This window comes from Rhodococcus ruitaii (assembly GCF_055230935.1).
In genome coordinates, this window is record NZ_JBUYWC010000016.1 from 52369 (window position 1) to 68960 (window position 16592).

The following is a 16592-nucleotide window of genomic DNA, read 5'->3' on the forward strand; positions in this document are numbered from 1 at the left end:
CGGTGCGACACGCCGCGCGAGTTCGACCGAACGGTCCGGTGACGTCCGCGAGGATCTAGCATCGGGCGCGTGAGTGATGCCGTGAGCCGTCCCGCAACTCTGAAGGTCCTCGTGTACAGCGACGACGCCACCGTGCGCGATCGAGTGCAGGGAGCGCTGGGTGCGACGCTGCATCCGGACCTCCCGCCGATGGAGTATGTCGAGGTGGCCACGGCGCCCGTCGTCCTCTCACATCTCGACGCGGGCGGAATAGATCTGGTGATTCTGGACGGTGAGGCTGCGCCGGCCGGAGGGCTGGGAATTGCGAAACAGCTCAAGGACGAACTCGACCCGTGCCCGCCCGTCGTCGTCATCATCGGGCGCCCCGACGACACGTGGCTCGCCTCGTGGTCGCGGGCCGAGGCCGTCGTGTCGCACCCGATCGACCCGATGAAGCTCGGTCGCGAGGTGGTCCGGCTGCTGCTGCCCGGCCCCGATTCGGCACCTGTGCGCTGATCCGATCCGCCCTTGTCGGGGCGTGAACTGTACTCCTCTCGAGGGCCTCGAACAGGCGGACACGCCGCGCCGAAGAATGCGTGTCGAATCCTGGACAAGTCCGGCGTTATCAGCACTAGTGTGTGTGCCGTGGCTCACAGGATGTCCGATTGTCCGTCAGCTGCACGACCGGGGATCGACGTTCGGAACCGGAGGTGCCGATGAACGTCTACGTGCCGATTCTGGTGCTCGGCGCGATCGCGCTCGCGTTCGCCCTCTTCTCCGTGGTCGTGGCGAGCATCGCCGGTCCGAGTCGCTACAACCGAGCAAAACTCGATGCCTACGAGTGCGGCATCGATCCGACACCGCAGCCGACCGGAGGCGGCAGGTTCCCGGTGAAGTACTACCTGACGGCCATGCTGTTCATCATCTTCGATATCGAAATCGTCTTCCTGTACCCATGGGCGATCCATTTCGATGCACTCGGGGTGTTCGGTCTGCTCGCCATGGGCCTGTTCATGTTCAACGTGTTCGTCGCCTACGCATACGAGTGGAGGCGGGGTGGCCTGACATGGGATTGACCGGATGAACGACAACGATCCCCTCCGTAGATCGATTGCACCCGAATAAGATCCACAACCATGTCGAAGGTGGTATGAGTCGGATATGGGTCTCGAAGAGAAGGTCCCGAGCGGATTTCTGCTCAGCACGGTCGAAGTGCTCGCCGGCTTCGCCCGCAAAGGCTCGCTGTGGCCCGCCTCGTTCGGTCTCGCGTGCTGCGCCATAGAAATGATGTCGACTGCGGGGGGACGCTTCGACATCGCCCGATTCGGTATGGAGGCCTTCCGTGCGTCGCCGCGTCAGGCCGATGTGATGATCGTCGCGGGGCGCGTCAGCCAGAAGATGGCACCGGCGCTCCGCCAGGTCTACGACCAGATGGTCGAGCCGAAATGGGTTCTGTCGATGGGGGTATGCGCGTCGTCCGGGGGAATGTTCAACAACTACGCGATCGTGCAGGGCGTCGACCATATGGTTCCGGTCGATATCTATCTGCCGGGATGCCCGCCACGCCCCGAGATGCTGATCAATGCGATCCTTGCGCTGCACGACAAAATCCAGCACATGCCTCTGGGGGTCAACCGAGCGGAAGCGGTACGGGCGGCCGAGCAGGCTGCTCTCGCGCAGCGCCCGCTCATCGAGCTGAAGGTGCCGCGACGATGACCGATGACCCCGCGTCCGATTCGGGCCCACCAGAGACCATCGCCCAGCGTCGCGGAATGTTCGGCATCCGCGGCAGCGGCGACACCAGCGGCTACGGTCGGCTCGTGCGCCGGATCACCCTTCCGGGCAGCAGCCCGAGACCGTTCGGTGGGTACCTCGACGACGTCGCCGACACACTCGAAGATGCACTGAACGACACCGCCACCGGCCGATTCGGTATCGCGGTGGAGAAGATCGTGGTGTTCCGAGGAGAGATGACGGTGCATGTCTGCCGAGAGCATCTTCAGTCGGTCGCCCGCACCCTACGCGACCATCCCGCATTGCGATTCGAACTGTGCCTCGGTGTCAGCGGCGTGCACTACCCCGAGGACACCGGTCGCGAACTGCACGCGGTGTATCCGCTGATGTCGATCACCCACAACCGTCGCATCCTCGTCGAGGTCACCGCGCCCGACGCCGATCCGCACATTCCGTCGCTGACCACCGTCTACCCGACCACGGACTGGCACGAACGCGAGACCTACGACTTCTTCGGTCTCGTTTTCGACGGGCATCCGGCCCTCACCCGAATCCAGATGCCCGACGACTGGAACGGCCACCCGCAACGCAAGGACTACCCGCTCGGCGGGATTCCCGTCGAGTACAAGGGCGCACAGATCCCGCCACCGGACGAGCGGAGGGCCTACAGTTGACGAACGGTGCTGCGAGGGAACCGGGCACAGACACGACCGTCTACGACGCGGTAGGACAGGACTGGGGCGAGATCAGCGCCGCAGCACGCGCTGCTGGTGAAGACCACATCGTGGTCAACATGGGGCCGCAGCACCCGTCCACCCACGGCGTACTGCGCCTGATCCTCGAGATCGACGGCGAGATGGTGACCGAAGCCCGGTGCGGAATCGGCTACCTGCACACGGGAATCGAGAAGAATCTCGAGTTCCGCAACTGGACGCAGGGCGTCACCTTCGTGACCCGGATGGACTACCTGTCGCCGTTCTTCAACGAAACCGCGTACTGCCTGGGAGTCGAGAGGCTCCTCGGCATCACCGACCTGATCCCCGAACGCGCGTCGGTCATCCGGGTGATGCTCATGGAACTCAACCGCATCTCATCCCACCTGGTTGCGCTCGCGACCGGAGGCATGGAACTCGGCGCCACCACACCGATGCTCTTCGGATTCCGCGAACGTGAACTCGTCCTCGAAGTGTTCGAGATCGTCACCGGTCTGCGCATGAACCACGCCTACATCCGGCCCGGTGGTCTCGTGCAGGATCTCCCACCCGAGGCCGTGCCCAAGATCCGCGACCTGCTGAAACTCATGCCCAGCCGCCTGCGCGACATGGAGCTTCTGCTCAACGACAACCCGATCTGGAAGGCGCGAACCGAGGGGATCGGATACCTCGACCTCACCGGGTGTATGGCGCTCGGCGTCACCGGCCCCATCCTGCGCGCCACCGGACTGCCGCACGATCTACGCCGGGCACAACCGTATTGCGGATACGAGAACTATGAATTCGATGTCGTCACCCACACCGGAAACGACTGCTACGGCCGCTACCTGATCCGGGTGGGGGAGATGTGGGAGTCCCTGAAGATCGTCGAGCAATGCCTCGACCGGCTGCAACCGGGGCCGGTGATGGTTCAGGACAGAAAGGTCGCGTGGCCGGCGCAGCTCGCGCTCGGCCCCGACGGTCTCGGCAACTCGCTCGAGTACATCCGCACCATCATGGGAACCTCGATGGAAGACCTCATCCACCATTTCAAACACGTCACCGAAGGCATTCGTGTCCCCGCCGGCCAGGTGTACGTGGCGGTCGAGTCTCCGCGCGGTGAGATCGGTGTGCACATGGTCAGCGACGGCGGAACCCGCCCCTATCGCGTGCACTACCGCGACCCGTCGTTCACGAATCTGCAGGCAGTGGCCGCGATGTGCGAGGGCGGCATGATCTCCGATGTGATCGCCGCGGTCGCCAGCATCGACCCGGTGATGGGAGGAGTGGACAGATGAGCAGCACCGAACACCTCGTGCCGGTGGTGCCCGGACCGAGACCGGTCGAGCCGGTGTTCGTTCCGCTCGGACCGCGGCCCGAGGAAGACACCCGGCTCGTGCGGCCCGGCGATCGCCGCAGCTACCCAGACGAGGTCCGCGCCCGCCTCGACACCGACGCCGCGCAGATCATCGCCCGGTATCCGCACAGTAGATCGGCGCTGTTGCCGCTGCTGCATCTCGTCCAGGCGGAGGACAGCTACATCACCCCGGCCGGTATCGACTTCTGCGCCGGCCACCTCGGTTTGACCGGAGCAGAGGTCGCTGCCGTTGCCACGTTCTACACGATGTACCGCCGATCCCCGACGGGCACCTACCACGTCGGTGTGTGCACCAATGCGCTGTGCGCCACCATGGGTGGCGACGACATCTACGCCACACTCTGCGACCGGCTCGGCGTGGACAACGGCGAGACCACACAAGACGGCGCGATCACGATCGAACACATCGAATGCAACGCCGCCTGCGACTACGCGCCGGTGATGACGGTCAACTGGGAACTGTTCGACAACTGCACCGTCGCGTCTGCGGAGACCCTCGTCGACGATCTGCGGGCCGGGGCGCCGCCAGCTCCCACCCGCGGGGCGCCGCTGCGTACCTTCCGCGACACCGCGCGCCTCCTCGCGGGATTCCCCGACGACCGGCCCGGAGTACTCGACGCCGGGGGTAGCGCCGGCCCGGCGTCACTCGTCGGCCTGCATCTCGCCCGCGACAAGAACATGCAGGCACCCCCGGTATCGGACGCATCCGTGCTACACAGCGACCCGCTCGATTCCGCCCTGACACCGGTGCTCACCGAGCACTGGGACGACGAACGATCCTGGACACTCGAGACCTATCGGACACATCGCGGGTACGACGCCCTACTGCTCGCGCTCCGCAAGAATCCCGACGAGATCATCGACGACATCAAACAATCCGGTCTGAGGGGGCGCGGTGGGGCCGGATTCTCCACCGGCACCAAATGGTCGTTCATTCCCCAAGACGACGGCAAACCGCACTACCTCGTCGTCAATGCCGACGAATCGGAACCGGGCACCTGCAAGGACATACCGCTGATGTTCGCGACCCCTCACACGCTCGTCGAAGGGGTCATCATCTCGGCGTACGCGATCCGCGCACGGAACGCCTTCATCTATCTGCGTGGTGAGGCGGTGCCGGTGCTGCGCCGACTGCAGGCCGCCGTCGCCGAAGCCTACGACGCGGGATATCTCGGCCGCGACATCCTCGGATCCGGATTCGACCTCGAACTCGTGGTGCATGCCGGCGCCGGTGCGTACATCTGCGGAGAGGAGACGGCCCTGCTCGATTCCCTCGAAGGCCGCCGCGGGCAGCCACGCCTGCGACCACCGTTCCCCGCCGTCGCCGGTCTGTATGCGTGCCCGACCGTGGTCAACAACGTCGAATCGATTGCGAACGTGCCGGCGATCATCCGCAACGGTGTCGAATGGTATCGCTCGATGGGCACCGAGAAATCTCCGGGATTCGCCATGTTCTCGCTGTCGGGGCACGTGAACAACCCCGGCCAATACGAGGCCCCGCTCGGCATCACCCTGCGCGAACTACTCGCCCTCGCCGGTGGTGTACGCCCGGGGCGCCGGCTCAAATTCTGGACCCCTGGAGGATCGTCCACTCCGATCCTCACCGACGAACACCTCGATGTCCCACTCGACTACGAGAACGTCGGGGCAGCGGGGTCGATGCTCGGCACCCGCGCACTGCAGATATTCGACGACACCACCTGCGTGGTCCGCACCGTGCTTCGCTGGACAGAGTTCTACGCGCACGAATCGTGCGGCAAGTGCACCCCGTGCCGAGAGGGTACGTTCTGGCTCGAACAGATCCTCCACCGACTCGAACACGGCCACGGAACCGAGGCAGACCTGGAGAAACTGCTCGACATTTCCGACAACATCCTCGGGCGTGCCTTCTGCGCACTCGGTGACGGCGCCACGAGCCCGATCACGTCGTCGCTCGCCCACTTCCGCGACGAATACATCGCACACTTTGCACACGGGGGGTGCCCCTTCGACCCGCGCCTCGCGGCCCTGTCCGATGTGCGCGCCACCGGAGGAGAGATGTCATGACCGCCGCAGCGCAGACCGGTTCCGGGGGCACTACCCCCGTCGAACTCGTCACACTCACCATCGACGACACGGAACTGTCGGTCCCCAAGGGAACGCTGGTGATCAGGGCCGCCGAACTCATCGGCATCCAGATCCCCCGGTTCTGCGACCACCCGCTCCTCGACCCGGTCGGGGCATGCCGACAGTGTCTCGTGGACGTCGAAGGGCAACGCAAGCCGCTCGCGTCGTGTACCACGGTTGCCACCGACGGGATGGTGGTCCGCACCCAAGCCACATCACCCGTCGCCGACAAGGCGCAGCAGGGTGTGATGGAGTTCCTGCTGATCAACCATCCCCTCGATTGCCCTGTGTGTGACAAGGGTGGCGAATGTCCGCTTCAGAACCAGGCGATGTCCAACGGCCGACCGCAGACCCGTTTCGACGACGTCAAACGGACCTATCCGAAACCGATCGCCATCTCCTCGCAGGTCCTCCTCGACCGGGAACGATGCGTGCTGTGTGCCCGCTGTACCCGATTCTCCGACCAGATCGCCGGTGACCGTTTCATCGACATGCTCGACCGGGGAGCCCTGCAACAGGTCGGTATCTACACGGAGGAACCCTTCGAATCGTACTTCTCCGGCAACACCGTGCAGGTGTGCCCCGTCGGAGCGCTCACCAGCAGTGCGTACAGATTCCGGGCCCGGCCGTTCGATCTGGTCTCCACCCCGAGCGTGTGCGAGCACTGCGCCGGGGGTTGTGCGCAGCGCACCGACCACCGCCGCGGAACGGTGATGCGCCGTCTCGCGGGGGACGAACCCGAGGTCAACGAGGAATGGAACTGTGACAAGGGACGGTGGGCGTTCACCTACGCCACCGAGCCGGACCGCCTCACCGGGCCGATGGTCCGCGATTCCGGAGGCACCCTCGTTCCCGCATCGTGGCCTGCTGCGCTCACCGCCGCCGCCAGGGGGCTTGCTGCCGCTCACGGAAACACGGGTGTGCTGATCGGCGGGCGGCTCACCTGGGAAGAGTCGTACGCGTACGCGAAATTCGCACGAACTGCACTCGGCACCAACGACATCGACTTTCGCTCCCGTGCCCATTCGCCGGAGGAAGCCGGGTTCCTCGGTAGCAGGATCGCAGGAACACGGAGGTCGGTGACCTATGGCGACCTGGAGAAAGCTCCCGTCGTGCTTCTCGCCGGCCTCGAGCCGGAAGAGGAATCGCCTCTGATCTTCCTGCGGCTGCGTAAAGCCGTCCGTACGCGAGGTACCACTGTGCTCGCGGTGGCATCGCATGCAAGCAGAGGGCTGCAGAAGATGTCCGGAACGCTCCTCGACTGTGTTCCCGGTAGCGAAGCCCGGGTCTTCGACACCCTGCGCGCCGGCGGCTATCCGGGCCTCGACGGGCAACTGCGGGGCGACGGCGCGATCATCCTGGTGGGGGAACGGCTTGCTGCGGCGCCCGGTGCACTGGCCGCCGTCGCGCGGCTCGCCGACGAGACCGGCGCGCGCCTCGCGTGGGTGCCCCGCCGCGCGGGCGACCGAGGGGCGCTCGAGGCGGGCGCCTTCCCGACGCTCCTCCCCGGAGGTCGCGCGGTCACCGATCCCGAGGCTCGACACGAGGTCGAATCCGTGTGGGGCACAGATCCTGGCACACGACCGATACCGGAGAAGCCCGGTCGCGACACCGCGGGAATCCTCGCCGCGGCGGCATCAGGAGATCTGTCCGCGCTGGTGGTCGCCGGCGTCGACCTCACCGACCTGCCCGACCCGCACGCCGCCCGCGCCGCGATCGACTCGGCCGGGTTCGTGGTAAGTCTCGAGATCCGTCGCAGCGACATCACCGACCGGGCCGACGTGGTCTTCCCGGTCGCTCCCGTCGTCGAAAAATCCGGCACCTTCCTCGACTGGGAAGGACGCGAGCGACCGTTCCCGATTGCGCTGACCGACACCGGGACATTGTCCGACCTGCGCATCCTCGACGCACTCGCCGAGACGATGAGCATCCCGTTCGGCCTTCCCGATGTGGCAGCGGCCCGAGCCGAACTCGTCGAATTGGGGCAACGGCCCAGCAGCACCCCCGGATTCACCGGATCGTCACCTGGAGAGGCCCCGAAACCTGTTCTGGGCGAGGCGGTCCTGTCGACATGGCGGATGCTCCTCGATGCCGGCCGCATGCAGGACGGCGAACCGCATCTCGCCGGGACGGCGCGGGCGCCCGTCGCGCGGGTGTCCGCGGCAACCGCCGACGAGATCGGTGTGCGCGAGGGCGACCCGTTGGTGGTGTCGACGGAGCGCGGGGAGATCACGCTTCGGCTGGTGATCGACGTACTCCCGGACCGCGTCGTATGGATTCCTCTGGCCTCTGCAGGGTCGGAAGTACATGAACACCTCGCCGCCGACGCGGGTGCCCTCGTCCGGATCCGCGCTGGTGTGAGTGTGGAGGCGCAGAAATGACAGTCGGAGCGCCCACAGCCGTTACCGCGCGAGACATCGACCTGTCGATGTTCGGCACCGATCCGTGGTGGCTCGTGATCGCCAAGGCCATCGTGATTTTCGCGTTCCTCGTCCTCACCACGCTCGTCCTGATCCTCGCCGAACGCAAGGTCATGGCATGGATGCAGATGCGGGTCGGACCCGACCGGGTCGGTCCGAAGGGCCTGCTTCAAACCGTCGCCGACGGCATCAAACTCGGCCTCAAGGAAGGCATCACACCCACCGGCGTCGACAAACCGATCTATCTGCTTGCGCCCGTCATCGCGACCGCGCCTGCCTTGATGGCCTTTGCGGTCATCCCGTTCGGGCCGGTGGTGTCGGTCTTCGGACAGTCAACCCCATTGCAGTTGACCGATCTTCCCGTCGCCGTGCTCTACATCCTTGCGGTCACCTCCGTGGGGGTCTACGGTATCGTCCTCGCAGGTTGGGCATCCGGATCCACCTATCCGCTCCTCGGTGGGCTGCGTTCGACGGCGCAGGTGATCTCCTACGAGATCGCGATGGGTCTGACCTTCGCGGCAGTGTTCCTGCTGTCCGGCACGATGTCGACCTCGGGGATCGTCGCCGCCCAGGACGGGCTGTGGTTCGTCGTGCTGCTGGTTCCGTCGTTCCTGATCTATTCGGTGTCGATGGTCGGTGAAACCAACCGCGCACCATTCGATCTCCCGGAAGCCGAAGGAGAACTCGTCGGCGGTTTCCACACCGAGTACTCGTCGCTGCGTTTTGCGATGTTCATGCTCGCCGAGTACGTGAACATGATCACCGTCTCCGCGCTGTTGACCACGATGTTCCTGGGCGGCTGGCATGCGCCGTGGCCGTTCAACATGGGCAGCTGGGCGAATTCCGGTTGGTGGCCGGTGTTGTGGTTCGTCCTCAAAGTGTGGGGTGTGCTGTTCGTCTTCGTGTGGCTGCGCAGCACGCTTCCCCGCCTCCGATACGACCAGTTCATGGCGTTGGGATGGAAACTGCTCATCCCGATCGCCGTGGTCTGGGTGATGGTTGTGGCCACCGTGAGGCAACTCGCAGGCGACGACGTCCTTCCGCAATCGGCGACGCTCGTCGTCGCCGGAGTGTCCCTCACAGTAGTGGTGTTCGCCTACCTGATGATTCGCTCCCGCCGCCGTGATCGAGATCGGCCCGCGCCTGTTCCATCCGCCGCGGCCGGCTTCGATCCGATGGCCGGAGGATTCCCGGTTCCGCCGATGCCGGTCCCATCCGCGCAAGCCACATCCAAGGAGGCGAGCGATGCCCGAAAAATCGATGTCTGAACTGCTTGGCCCGCTGGCAGGTTTCGGTGTGACCCTGTCGACGATGTTCAAGAAGCCCAATACCGAGTTCTATCCCGAGGTCAAGACGCCCACCGCGCCGCGGTATCACGGCCGCCACCAGCTCAACCGCTACGCCGACGGACTCGAGAAATGCATCGGCTGCGAGTTGTGTGCGTGGGCGTGCCCCGCCGATGCGATCTTCGTGGAGGGCGCCGACAACACTGAGACCGAACGCTACTCGCCGGGCGAAAGATACGGCGTGAACTATCAGATCAATTATCTCCGTTGCATCGGGTGCGGCCTGTGCATCGAAGCATGCCCCACTCGCGCGTTGACCATGATCAACGACTACGAGATGGTCGACGACAACCGCACCGACCTCATCTACACGAAAGAACGGTTGCTCGCGCCCCTCGAACCCGGAATGCAGGCCCCGCCGCACCCGATGGCACCGGGCGCAACCGACGACGACTACTACCGCGGCACCGTGCCGACACCGGATGCTTCCGGAAGCAGCGCCGATGGTCACGAGGAGCAGGCGTCGTGACCGCCGCCGCGTTCGTTGCCGACGCGACGTCGACCGGTGAGGCGGTGCAGTTCTGGATTCTCGCCACCGTCGCGGTGATCGGGGCACTCGGTGTCGTCGGCGCAGCGAAAGCGGTCTACTCCGCGATCTTCCTCGCCATGACCATGATCGTGCTCGCCGTCTTCTACATCGCGCAGGGCGCAGTGTTCCTCGGCGTCGTCCAGGTGGTCGTCTACACCGGCGCCGTCATGATGCTCTTCTTGTTCGTGCTCATGCTGGTGGGCATCGACTCGTCCGACTCACTCGTGGAAACTCTCCGTGCTCAACGCGTGCTCTCTGTCGTGGTGGGTCTCGGATTCGGGATTCTGCTCATCGGCGGTCTCGGTAACGCCGCAACCACGGTGTTCGTCGGTCTCGACGATGCGAACGCGGCGGGCAATGTCGAAGCGCTCGCCGAACTGCTCTTCCTCGACTACGTATGGGCATTCGAACTCACCGGCGCGCTCCTGATCACTGCGACGGTCGGTGCGATGGTGCTCGCGCACCGCGAACGCGTCCGACCTCGGGAAACACAACGAGAACTCGCCGAACGCCGGTTCCGTGAAGGTGGCCGGGTCACCCCGTTGCCCGCGCCCGGCGTGTATGCACGGCACAACGCGGCCGATGTCCCGGCATTGTTGCCCGACGGTTCCTTCTCCGACGAGTCGGTCGGCCCACTGCTGCAACGGATCGGTCGTGTCTGGACACCTTCGGATCTGGGAGTTCCCGGCCCGGCGGAGCCTCGTGGGGCGGCACCGGCGAAAACAGAGGACTCGCCGGACGAGCAGAAGAAGCAGAAGACCACGGAGGAGGGGGATCGGGTGTGAACCCGGAGAACTACCTGTATCTGTCGGCGCTGCTGTTCACCATCGGAGCATCCGGAGTATTGCTGCGGCGCAACGCGATCGTCGTGTTCATGAGCATCGAGTTGATGCTCAACGCCGCCAACCTGGCGTTCGTCACGTTCGCCCGGATGCACGGCAATCTGCACGGCCAGGTATTCGCGTTCTTCACAATGGTCGTCGCCGCCGCGGAAGTGGTGGTGGGACTCGCCATCATCGTCACGATCTTCCGAAGCCGCCGTTCGGCATCCGTCGACAACGCCAACCTTCTCAAGTACTGACCGTCAGGACGGTGAGTGTGATTGCACTTGAAGCGACGAGAGGACGTGCGTCATGAGCTCGTCGATCGCCACGATCATCTGGCTGATTCCGGCATTGCCGCTCGCCGGAGCCGTCGTACTGCTACTCGCCGGGCGGCGCAGCGACCCGTGGGGGCATCTGCTCGGATGCACCGCGGCGATCGCGTCGTTCGTGCTCGGAATCGTCGCCTTCGCCGACATGCTCGGCGCCACCGCCGGTGAACGAACTGTGCAGGAGACCCTGTTCGTCTGGGTGCCCGTCGAAAGCCTGCAGGTCGACTTCGGCCTGCAACTCGATCAGCTGTCGATGTGCTTCGTCCTGCTGATCACAGGCGTCGGCTCGCTGATCCACCTCTACTCGATCGGCTACATGGCGCACGACGCCGCCCGTCGTCGCTTCTTCGCCTACCTGAACCTGTTCCTCGCCGCGATGCTGCTGCTCGTGCTCGCCGACAACTTCCTCGGCCTCTACCTCGGCTGGGAAGGCGTCGGGTTGGCGTCGTACCTGCTCATCGGGTTCTGGCAGCACAAGCCCACCGCCGCGACGGCCGCGAAGAAGGCATTCGTCGTCAACCGTGTCGGAGACATCGGACTACTCATCGCCCTCATGGTCATGTTCGCGACCTTCGGCACGCTGTCGTACGACGCGGTCTTCGCCGCAGTGCCTGCCGCGAGTGAAGGCACGATTACCGCACTCGGCTTGGCGTTGCTGCTCGCCGCATGCGCGAAATCCGCGCAGCTCCCGCTGCAGTCGTGGCTCGGCGACGCGATGGAAGGTCCGACACCGGTGTCGGCGCTGATCCACGCCGCGACGATGGTCACCGCGGGGGTCTACCTCATCACCCGTGCCCACGCGATCTTCGACGCGGCGCCCGTGGCGCAACTCGCCGTCGTCATCGTCGGCACCGCGACCCTCTTGTTCGGTGCGATCATCGGCTGTGCGAAGGACGACATCAAGAAGGCGCTCGCCGCATCGACCATGAGTCAGATCGGGTACATGGTGCTCGCAGCGGGCCTCGGTCCGGCCGGCTATGCCTTCGCGATCCTCCACCTGCTCACCCATGGATTCTTCAAGGCCGGACTCTTCCTCGGTGCCGGATCGGTGATGCACGGGATGAACGACGAGACCGATATGCGCCGCTACGGCGGCCTGCGCACACTCATGCCCCTCACCTTCGTCACGTTCGGGCTCGGGTATCTCGCGATCATCGGCATTCCACCGTTCGCCGGCTTCTTCTCCAAGGACAAGATCATCGAAGTGGCATTTGCCGAGCCCGGCGCGAAGGGAGTCATACTCGGCGTCGCCACACTGCTCGGCGCCGGCTTGACCGCCTTCTACATGAGTCGCGTGATGATCATGACGTTCTTCGGGGAACGCCGCTGGAAGGCGGAAACCGATCCCCACGAGTCCCCGGGAATCATGGTGTGGCCGATGATCCTGCTCGCGGTGGGCTCCGTCGCCGCAGGTGGTCTGCTCGTTCTCGGTGGGTCGCTGCAGCATTGGCTCGAGCCGGTCGTCGGCTCCGTCCATCATGAAGGTGGCCTGCCCGTGTGGCTGATCACCCTCATGACGCTCTCGGTGGTCCTGGTCGGGGTCGGGTTCGCCTACCGCGAGTACGCGACCCGGGAGATCCCCGACACGGCGCCCGATGAGGTGTCGGCGCTGACCGTCGCCGCGCGCAACGACCTCTACGGCGACGCGTTCGACGAGGCCGTGTTCATGCGTCCCGGTCAGGGGATGGTGCGCACCCTTGTCGCGGTCGAGAACACCGGCGTGAACGGAGTCGTCTCCGGAGTGTCGGGTGCTGTCGGGGCGTTGTCGAGTGCGCTGCGACGCCTGCAGACCGGGTTCGTCCGGTCGTATGCCCTGTACATGTTCGCCGGTGCGGCCGTAGTGGTCGCAGCGCTGATGCTGGTGCGATTGTGAGGGGGGCGAGCCGAGTATGAACGAATTTCCGTGGTTGACGATCCTGTGGGTGCTCCCGGTGGTCGGTGCCGTCATCGTGCTCGCACTGCCCGCGCGGATGCGGAGCCTCGCCAAGAGCGTCGCCGTCGTTGCCGGGTTGCTGACCCTCGCGGTTGCGGTGGTGCTCGCGGCGTTGTTCGAACCCGGTGGCGAGCAGTTCCAGTTCGTCGAATCGCACACGTGGATTCCCGCGTTCGGCGCCGGCTACACGCTCGGCGTCGACGGCATCGCGCTGGTACTCGTGCTGTTGACCGTGGTGCTGGTACCGCTGCTCCTCGTCGCCGGATGGCACGACGACCGTCATGCCATCGTGGAAGCCGCCCCCGCTTCCCGCCCGCGCGCCGCGCACACCTACACGGCGTTGATCCTGCTCGTCGAGGCGATGGTGCTCATCTCCTTCGTCTCTCTCGACATCCTGCTGTTCTACGTGTTCTTCGAAGCGATGCTCATCCCGATGTATTTCCTCATCGGCGGGTTCGGTGGTCGCGGTAGCGAAAAAGCCCAGCGCTCCAGGGCTGCGGTGAAGTTCCTGATCTACAACCTGTTCGGCGGTCTGGTCATGTTGGCCGCGGTCATCGGCCTGTACGTGGTCACCGCGCAGGCCGGGCTGGGGGAGTCGGGCACCGTCGGCACCTTCGACTTCCGGCGCATCGTCGAAGCGGCATCGTCGGGGGAACTCGGGGCAACCCCCGCCGTACTGAACGCGCTGTTCCTCGGTTTCATGTTCGCGTTCGCTGTCAAGGCCCCCCTGTGGCCGCTGCACAGCTGGCTACCCGACGCCGCGGTGCAGACCACCCCGGTGTCCGCGGTACTGATGATGGCGGTGGTCGACAAGGTCGGCACGTTCGGGATGCTGCGGTACTGCCTGCAGCTGTTCCCAGACGCCTCGGTCTACTTCGCGCCGCTGATCGTGACTCTGTCGGTGATCGGCATCGTCTACGGCGCGATGCTCGCGATCGGTCAGACCGACGTGATGCGACTGATCGCGTACACCTCCATCTCACACTTCGGTTTCATCATCCTGGGAATCTTCGCGATGACCAGTCAAGGCCAGGCCGGGTCGACGCTGTACATGGTCAACCACGGGATCTCCACCGCCGCGCTGTTCCTGATCGCCGGGTTCCTGGTGTCGCGGCGCGGATCCCGCGCGATCGCCGCGTACGGCGGAGTCCAGAAGATCGCACCGATCCTCGCGGGCACATTTCTCATCGCGGGGCTCGCCACACTGTCGCTACCGGGCCTCGCTCCGTTCGTCAGCGAATTCCTAGTCTTCGTCGGCACTTATCCGCGCTATCAAGTCGCGGCGATCATCGCGACCATCGCGCTCGTGCTGTCCGCGCTCTACGTGCTGTGGGTATATCAGCGCGTGATGGGCGGTCCGGTGCGCGCAGTCACCGGGCCGGCATCGGGCGATCCTCCGGACAAGGATCTGGGGGAGGAACCCGAAACCTCGATCACCGATCTCGTACCCCGCGAAATCCTCGTGGTTGCACCGTTGATCGCCCTGCTGATCGTTCTCGGGATCTATCCGAGACCGGTACTGGAGGTGATCACTCCCGCGGTGGACCACACCCTCGTGACTGTCGGTGAGCAGGATCCTGTCCCGCTCGTCCCGTCCGAGACACCGGTGGCCGACGGCGATACCGCAGTCGGCTCCGGAGGAGGTGCTCACAGGTGAAGAATCTGGACAGCAGTGTCGTTCTTGCGCAGGCGCTTCCCGCACCCGAGATCGACTACCCCGCGCTCGGCCCGATGCTCATCGTGTTCGGGGTCGCGGTGGTGGGCGTGATCGTCGAGGCATTCGCACCCGCCCGCGTACGCTACGCGAGCCACCTCGTGCTGGCCTTCGGGGGCCTGCTCGCGGCGCTCATCGCGGTCGTCCTGCTCGCGGGAACCGAGACCACCACGGCGGCCGGTGCGGTCGTGATCGACGGCCCGGCCCTCTACCTGCAAGGCGCGATTCTGGTCGTATCGATCCTCGCGGTTGCGCTCATCGCCGAACGCGGTATCGAGGGTGCACGAACGACGGCGGATGTCGCGGTCGCTTCGGGCGCCGCAGTTGTTTTGGACACCGCGGGGGCGTCGGTCGTCACCGGATCGACCCGGACGAGAACCGACGCGTTCGCTTCGCAGGCCGCGGCGGTCCCTGGCAGCGACGCCGAACGTGAAGCCACCGACGCGGGTATTGCGCGCACCGAAGTGTTCCCGCTGGCGTTGTTCGCAGTCGGTGGCATGATGCTCTTCCCCGCATCGGACGACCTGCTGACGATGTTCATCGCACTCGAAGTGCTTTCACTGCCGCTGTATCTACTGTGCGGGCTGTCGCGTCGACGTCGATTGCTGTCGCAGGAGGCGGCGCTCAAATACTTCCTCCTCGGCGCGTTCTCGTCGGCGTTCTTCCTCTACGGTGTCGCGTTGCTCTACGGATACGCGGGTACGGTTTCGCTGGCGGGTATTGCGGAGACCGTCGAGTCGGGTGGCGGAAGTGACACCACCGCCCTGATCGGTATCGGTCTGCTGTCGGTGGGACTGCTGTTCAAAATCGGTGCGGTGCCGTTTCATTCGTGGACGCCGGACGTCTATCAGGGCGCACCCACCGCGGTGACGGCCTTCATGGCCGCGGCCACGAAGATCGCAGCGTTCGGGGCGCTGCTCCGCGTGCTCTATGTTGCGGTGCCGGGCCTGAGCAGCGACTGGCGTCCTATCCTGTGGGCCGTCGCCATCGCCACCATGCTGGTCGGAGCCGTTCTCGCGGTCACGCAGACCGACGTCAAGCGGATGCTGGCCTACTCGGCGATCAGTCATACCGGCTTCGTTCTCACCGGTGTCGTCGCCACCAACGAGCAGGGGATCTCGTCGACACTGTTCTATCTGGTCGTCTACGGGATCGGCACCGTCGGAGTGTTCGCGGTGGTCACCCTCGTCCGCGATCCCGACGGCGAAGCCTGGGATCTGTCCCGCTGGGAGGGAGTGGGGCGTCGTTCACCGGTGCTCGGTGGCGTCTTCGCGCTGTTTCTGCTGTCGATGGCAGGCATTCCGCTCACCGGCGGTTTCATCGCAAAGCTGAGCGTGTTCAGCGCCGCGATCTCGGGTGGCGCGGTGCCGCTGGTGATCGTCGGTGTGGTCGCGAGCGCGATTGCCGCCTACTTCTATGTGCGGGTGATCGTGCTCATGTTCTTCCGCGACCCACCGTCCGATGCGCCCGTGATCGTGATGCCGAGCGTGCTCACGACGGTCACCATCGCGGTGACCGCCGTGATCACGCTGCTGCTCGGTATCGTGCCGCAACCGTTGCTCGATCTGGCCGGGCAGGCAGCCGCCTTCCTGTCGTGAGCCGGTCCCG

General features: G+C 65.3%; 14 protein-coding genes. All 14 read left to right on the forward strand.

Translation table 11 applies throughout. The features are described 5' to 3' along the window. The first annotated feature begins 69 nt into the window (after window positions 1-69). Window positions 70-495, forward strand: coding sequence for an Rv3143 family two-component system response regulator (locus ACZI8W_RS20210; protein WP_463370294.1), 426 nt, complete (start codon window positions 70-72; stop codon window positions 493-495). 200 nt (window positions 496-695) lie between these two features. After that, a complete protein-coding gene (locus ACZI8W_RS20215; protein WP_463370295.1) occupies window positions 696-1055 on the forward strand; it encodes an NADH-quinone oxidoreductase subunit A in 360 nt (119 codons plus the stop codon). Window positions 1056-1140: 85 nt separating this feature from the next. Beyond that, window positions 1141-1695 (forward strand): NuoB/complex I 20 kDa subunit family protein, encoded by a 555-nt coding sequence (locus ACZI8W_RS20220; protein WP_463370296.1) that lies wholly within the window; start codon window positions 1141-1143, stop codon window positions 1693-1695. Further along, window positions 1692-2387: an NADH-quinone oxidoreductase subunit C gene (locus ACZI8W_RS20225; protein ID WP_463370297.1), complete on the forward strand. Its 696-nt coding sequence runs from the start codon at window positions 1692-1694 to the stop codon at window positions 2385-2387. Before ACZI8W_RS20220 ends, ACZI8W_RS20225 begins: the two co-directional genes overlap by 4 nt. Next, window positions 2384-3703 (forward strand): NADH dehydrogenase (quinone) subunit D, encoded by a 1320-nt coding sequence (nuoD, locus tag ACZI8W_RS20230; protein WP_463370298.1) that lies wholly within the window; start codon window positions 2384-2386, stop codon window positions 3701-3703. Before ACZI8W_RS20225 ends, nuoD begins: the two co-directional genes overlap by 4 nt. After that, complete coding sequence (gene nuoF, locus ACZI8W_RS20235) at window positions 3700-5829, forward strand: NADH-quinone oxidoreductase subunit NuoF (RefSeq protein WP_463370299.1); 2130 nt, start codon at window positions 3700-3702, stop codon at window positions 5827-5829. The genes nuoD and nuoF overlap by 4 nt, the downstream gene beginning before the upstream one ends. Further along, window positions 5826-8270 (forward strand): NADH-quinone oxidoreductase subunit G, encoded by a 2445-nt coding sequence (locus ACZI8W_RS20240; RefSeq protein ID WP_463370300.1) that lies wholly within the window; start codon window positions 5826-5828, stop codon window positions 8268-8270. The genes nuoF and ACZI8W_RS20240 overlap by 4 nt, the downstream gene beginning before the upstream one ends. Next, a complete protein-coding gene (gene nuoH, locus ACZI8W_RS20245; RefSeq protein WP_463370301.1) occupies window positions 8267-9577 on the forward strand; it encodes an NADH-quinone oxidoreductase subunit NuoH in 1311 nt (436 codons plus the stop codon). Before ACZI8W_RS20240 ends, nuoH begins: the two co-directional genes overlap by 4 nt. Beyond that, entirely contained in the window at window positions 9570-10124 is a 555-nt protein-coding gene (nuoI, locus tag ACZI8W_RS20250) for an NADH-quinone oxidoreductase subunit NuoI (protein WP_463370386.1), read from the forward strand. The genes nuoH and nuoI overlap by 8 nt, the downstream gene beginning before the upstream one ends. Further along, on the forward strand, window positions 10121-10969 hold the full coding sequence (locus tag ACZI8W_RS20255; protein ID WP_463370302.1) for an NADH-quinone oxidoreductase subunit J: 849 nt from the start codon (window positions 10121-10123) through the stop codon (window positions 10967-10969). The genes nuoI and ACZI8W_RS20255 overlap by 4 nt, the downstream gene beginning before the upstream one ends. After that, window positions 10966-11265 carry an NADH-quinone oxidoreductase subunit NuoK gene (gene nuoK, locus ACZI8W_RS20260; protein ID WP_054719375.1) on the forward strand — a complete coding sequence of 100 codons (300 nt, stop codon included), beginning with the start codon at window positions 10966-10968 and terminating at the stop codon, window positions 11263-11265. Before ACZI8W_RS20255 ends, nuoK begins: the two co-directional genes overlap by 4 nt. A 52-nt stretch (window positions 11266-11317) precedes the next feature. After that, complete coding sequence (nuoL, locus tag ACZI8W_RS20265) at window positions 11318-13210, forward strand: NADH-quinone oxidoreductase subunit L (RefSeq protein WP_463370303.1); 1893 nt, start codon at window positions 11318-11320, stop codon at window positions 13208-13210. Window positions 13211-13226: 16 nt separating this feature from the next. Further along, complete coding sequence (locus ACZI8W_RS20270) at window positions 13227-14927, forward strand: NADH-quinone oxidoreductase subunit M (protein ID WP_463370304.1); 1701 nt, start codon at window positions 13227-13229, stop codon at window positions 14925-14927. Beyond that, window positions 14924-16582 carry an NADH-quinone oxidoreductase subunit NuoN gene (nuoN, locus tag ACZI8W_RS20275; protein WP_463370305.1) on the forward strand — a complete coding sequence of 553 codons (1659 nt, stop codon included), beginning with the start codon at window positions 14924-14926 and terminating at the stop codon, window positions 16580-16582. Before ACZI8W_RS20270 ends, nuoN begins: the two co-directional genes overlap by 4 nt. Window positions 16583-16592: the final 10 nt, after the last annotated feature.